Raw genomic sequence first — 4,829 nt, 5'->3', positions numbered from 1 at the left:
GTGGGTTCGCGCAGTTCCCCGCGCCCCTATCGGGGCACGCCTGTGGCCCGACGGCATCGGAAGGCGCCCCGTCAGGGGCGCGGGGAACTGCGCGAACGGCCACGACGCACCCGCACGGAGCAGCGCACGCGCAGCGGGACGCACCCGAGCGAGACCGCGCACGCCCAGCAGGACGCACCCCATAGGGGCGCGGGGAACTGCGCAACCGCCCAGCGCACCCGAGCCGGGCAGCTCGCGCCCAGCGGAGCGTTATGCGCAGCCGCAGGCGACGAGCGCCGCGGCCATACGGTCGAGACGCGACTGCGCAGCCGCGGGGTCCGCCGCGGGACCGTCCGTCATGAAGGAGAACGCGAGCAGCCGACCGTCCCGGTCGACGACCGTCCCGGCCAGCGCGTGCACCCCCGTGAGCGTCCCGGTCTTCGCCCGGACCAACCCCGTGCCCTCCGCACCCGCACCGGAGGAGTAACGATTTCTCAGGGTCCCGGTGAAGCCGGCGACCGGCAGCCCGGTGAGCGCCGGTCGCAGCGCGGAACCGTCCGGCCGGGCGGCCCGGGCGAGCAGCGCGGTCAACGTGCCGGGCGACAGCCGGTCGGCCCGGGCGAGCCCGCTGCCGTCCGCGAACCGCACCCCGCCCAGGGGCACGCCCGCCTTGTCGAGCTCCTGCTTTATGGCCGCGCCGCCGCCCTTGAAGCTCGCCTCCCGGCCCGCGGCGATCGCCGTCTGCCGGGCCAGCGCCTCGGCGAGGTCGTTGTCGCTGTACGTGAGCATCCGCTCGACCAGGGCCGCCACGGGGGGCGAGGCGACCGCGGCCACCTCGCGGGCGCCGCCGGCCGCCTTCCGGGAGGCCGGTCCGCCCTTGACCTCGACGCCCCGGTCGGCGAGCAGGTCGGCGAACCGCTCGGCCGCGTCCTTCGCCGGGTCCGCGCTGCGGGGGGCCGGGCCGCTGGAGGAGTCGTCCAGGCGGCCCTCGTCCACCATCAGGGCGGTGACGGTCGCGATGTTGTCGTTGCGCCCGATGGGGTGAACCGGGGGCCCGGCGTACAGGGAGGTGTCGTACGCGAGCCGCACCTCGCGGGTGCCGGCCTTCGTCAGGGCGCGCGCCGTGCGGTCGGCGAGGTCGTGCAGGGAGGCGTTGCCGCGGGCGTCCGCGCGTGCGGTCAGGGTCGGGTCGCCGCCGCCGACGAGGACCAGCCGGGCCGGGTCCTTGCCGGCGGCCGGTTCGAGGACGGTCCGGGTGCTGATCCGGTGCTCGGGCCCGGCGGCGGTCAGGGCGGCGACCGCGGTCGCGACCTTGGTGGTCGAGGCGGGGGTGAGCGCGTCGGAGGGGTCCTTGCCCCAGAGCAGTTCGCCGGTGGCCGCGTCCACGACGGCCGCCGCGGTGCGGGTCCCCGGGGGCGCCTCCTTCAGCAGGGGCCCCAGGCGGTCGGCGAGGACGCTGCGGCGCGGCAGGGGGGCCCGGGCGTCCGGCACCCCCAGCGCGTCGAGCACTACGGGGGCGCGCGGCGGGACCTTGCGCGCCCGCGCGCCCGAGCCCCCGGCGGCCTCGTGATGTGCGCCACCCCCGGAGCGCAGCGCCTCGGCCCGGTCACGTTCCGCCGTACGCTGGCCCGACGCATCCCACGGGCCCGCGATCGCCAGGGATCCGGCCGCCAGCGCCAGACCGGCCACGGCGGCACCCGTCGTGACCTGCCAGGTCCCGAGCTCCGTCGGACGTAGCGTCCGGACCGCGGTGAGCAGCGCCTTCGAGCGCTCCACGAGCCGTCTGACGTGCAGCGACGGCTTCGGCTCCGGCAGCTCCGGCACGACCGACCAGCCCCTTTCGCGATCACACACATGCGTGAGGGACACTTAACCACTGCGTCTTGCCGGGGGTACGACATCCCGGCGGACCCCGACCACCATCCGGGCGGGGGCGGGGGGCCGTACGGCGGTAGCCGCCCCCGGGCGCCGACCGCGTCGGGCGCCCCCAGGGGTGGCCCCCGCGGGCGGCAGGGCGTTGTCAGAATTATGGGCTGATCATGGAGGAGCCACCGGTGGAGTTCGACGTCACGATCGAGATTCCGAAGGGTTCGCGCAACAAGTACGAGGTGGACCACGAGACCGGTCGCATCCGCCTCGACCGTCGACTGTTCACGTCGACGAGCTACCCGGCGGACTACGGTTTCGTGGAGAACACCCTCGGCGAGGACGGTGACCCGCTGGATGCGCTCGTCATCCTGGACGAGCCGACCTTCCCGGGTTGTCTGATCCGTTGCCGGGCGATCGGCATGTTCCGCATGACCGACGAGGCGGGCGGCGACGACAAGCTGCTGTGCGTGCCCGCGTCGGACCCGCGGGTGGAGCACCTGCGCGACATCCACCACGTGTCCGAGTTCGACCGCCTGGAGATCCAGCACTTCTTCGAGGTCTACAAGGACCTGGAGCCGGGCAAGTCGGTCGAGGGCGCCGACTGGGTGGGCCGCAGCGAGGCCGAGGCCGAGATCGAGCGGTCCTACGAGCGGCTCAAGGAGCAGGGCGGCCACTGACCGCCGCATCCGTACGCCAACGGGCCGTGCGTCCCCCATCCGGGGGGCGCACGGCCCGTTCCGTTGGGGGCGCGCATACTGAGCGTGCGCCACGGGACCGCTGTGCGGGAACGGCACGGACGTCCGGGAACGGAAGGACGTGACGGCCCGCTTCCCGGGTACGCGGTCCCCACGCGGCCGTTCCCCGGGCGAGCCCGTACGGCGCCTTCCCCGTGCGGTTCCCGGGTCCGCGTGGAACAAGTGGAAGACGGACGGGAGGGGCGGCACGCGGGCACGGTACGGAAAGGGGTGCGGTGAGCGAGCGGAAGACCCCGGGAGCGCGGAACGCCCCGGAGCGGACGGGCGGGTCGACCCCCGTCGAGCAGGGCGGCGGCGGTCCGGTGGACACGAAACCGGTGTCCGACGAGGCGCACAGCGCCTTCGCCCAGCCGACCGGGGTGCTGGCGCAACCGGCGGCGGCCGACGAGGACTCCCAGACGACGTCCGAGTTCACGGTGCCCGAGGGCGTTCCCGAGCCGTCCGGCACCGAGACCGCCGAGGCTGCCGCTTCAGGGGGGTCGGCGTTCAGCACGCCGCGCACCTACCGCGCCAAGTCGGCGCCGCCCGCCTTCACCCCGCCCTCCGGGATGCCCCTGGTCCGACTGACCGAGGAGGCGCCCTGGCAGGACCGCATGCGGACCATGCTGCGGATGTCGGTCACCGAGCGCCCCGCGCCCGAGGCGGCGCAGCGGCACGAGGACGACGCCGGGCCCGCGGTGCCCCGGGTGCTCGATCTGACCCTGCGGATCGGGGAACTGCTGCTCGCGGGCGGCGAGGGCGCCGAGGACGTGGAGGCGGCGATGTTCGCCGTCTGCCGTTCGTACGGGCTCGACCGCTGCGAACCCACCGTGACGTTCACCCTGCTGTCCATCTCGCACCAGCCGTCGCTGGTCGAGGACCCCGTGACGGCGTCCCGCACGGTGCGCCGGCGGGGCACCGACTACACCCGGTTGGCGGCCGTCTTCCGGCTGGTGGACGACATCAGCGATCCGGGGCACGAGGTGTCGCTGGAGGAGGCGTACCGGCGGCTCGCGGAGATCCGGCGCAACCGGCACCCGTACCCCGGGTGGGTGCTGACCGCGGCGAGCGGGGTGCTGGCCGGCTCGGCCTCCGTCCTCGTCGGCGGTGACCTGCTGGTGTTCGTGGCGGCGGCGGTCGGCGCGATGCTCGGGGACCGGTTGGCGTGGCTGTGTGCGGGGCGCGGGCTGCCGGAGTTCTACCAGTTCATCGTGGCGGCGACCCCGCCCGCGGCGATCGGGGTGGCCCTCACCCTCGCCCACGCGGAGGTACGGGCCTCGGCGGTGATCACCGGCGGGCTGTTCGCGCTGCTGCCCGGGCGGGCGCTGGTGGCCGGGGTGCAGGACGGGCTCACCGGCTTCTACATCACCGCGGCGGCCCGGCTGCTGGAGGTCACGTACTTCTTCGTCGGCATCGTCACGGGCGTGCTGCTGATCCTGTACTTCGGGGTGCGGTTCGGTGCGGAGCTCAATCCGGACGCCGCGCTGTTGGTCATCGAGCGGCCCGTCTGGCAGATCGCGGCGTCGATGATGCTGACCCTGGCCTTCGCGGTGCTGTTGCAGCAGGAGCGGTCCACCGTGCTCGCGGTCACCCTCAACGGGGGCGTCGCCTGGGTCGTGTACGGGGCGATGCACTACGCGGGCGGGATCTCGCCGGTGGCGTCCACGGCGGTGGCCGCGGGGCTGGTGGGGCTGTTCGGGCAGTTGCTGTCGCGCTACCGGTACGCGTCGGCGCTGCCGTACGTGACGGCGGCGATCGGGCCGCTGTTGCCGGGGTCGGCGACGTACTTCGGGCTGTTGGGGATCGCGCAGAACGAGTTGGACGCGGGGCTGGTGTCGCTCACGAAGGCCGCGGCGCTTGCCATTGCGATCGCCATCGGGGTGAACCTCGGGTCGGAGGTGTCGCGGCTCTTCCTGCGGGTGCCGGGGGCGGGGGCGCGGCGGGCCGCGAAGCGTACGCGCGGCTTCTAGTGGACCCGTTCGCGGCGGGTGGCGCTTTTCCCCTGCGGGTGCGTGGTCCGGCTCGGGTGCGCTGCCCCTGGTCGGGTGCGATCCGCTGCGCGTGCGTGGTCCGGCTCGGGTGCGCTGCGGTTTCGCGCAGTTCCCCGCGCCCCTGATTGGGTGCGTCCTGCTCGGCGTGTGCGGTTCCTGGGCGGGTGCGCTGTGGGTTCGCGCAGTTCCCCGCGCCCCTATCGGGGCACGCCTGTGGCCCGACGGCATCGGAAGGCGCCCCGTCAGGGGCGCGGGG

General features: G+C 74.6%; 3 protein-coding genes. 2 read left to right on the top strand and 1 reads right to left on the bottom strand.

Annotated elements, in window-relative coordinates:
* Positions 1-249: 249 nt before the first annotated feature.
* On the bottom strand, positions 250-1,794 hold the full coding sequence (dacB, locus tag ACFYOU_RS33265) for a D-alanyl-D-alanine carboxypeptidase/D-alanyl-D-alanine-endopeptidase (protein ID WP_391311040.1): 1,545 nt from the start codon (positions 1,792-1,794) through the stop codon (positions 250-252).
* 239 nt (positions 1,795-2,033) lie between these two features.
* On the opposite strand from dacB, the gene ACFYOU_RS33260 reads away from it, so the two are divergent.
* Both ACFYOU_RS33260 and ACFYOU_RS33255 read left to right on the top strand, forming a co-directional pair.
* Positions 2,034-2,525: an inorganic diphosphatase gene (locus ACFYOU_RS33260; RefSeq protein WP_385485152.1), complete on the top strand. Its 492-nt coding sequence runs from the start codon at positions 2,034-2,036 to the stop codon at positions 2,523-2,525.
* A 380-nt stretch (positions 2,526-2,905) separates the two neighbouring features.
* Positions 2,906-4,552 carry a threonine/serine exporter family protein gene (locus ACFYOU_RS33255; RefSeq protein ID WP_391311037.1) on the top strand — a complete coding sequence of 549 codons (1,647 nt, stop codon included), beginning with the start codon at positions 2,906-2,908 and terminating at the stop codon, positions 4,550-4,552.
* The last annotated feature ends 277 nt before the right edge of the window (positions 4,553-4,829 follow it).

It is taken from the genome of Streptomyces sp. NPDC005955 (assembly GCF_042871255.1).
Lineage (GTDB): Bacteria > Actinomycetota > Actinomycetes > Streptomycetales > Streptomycetaceae > Streptomyces.
The sequence above is the reverse complement of the archived record's forward strand: the minus strand, read 5'-3'. Positions and strand labels throughout refer to the sequence as shown.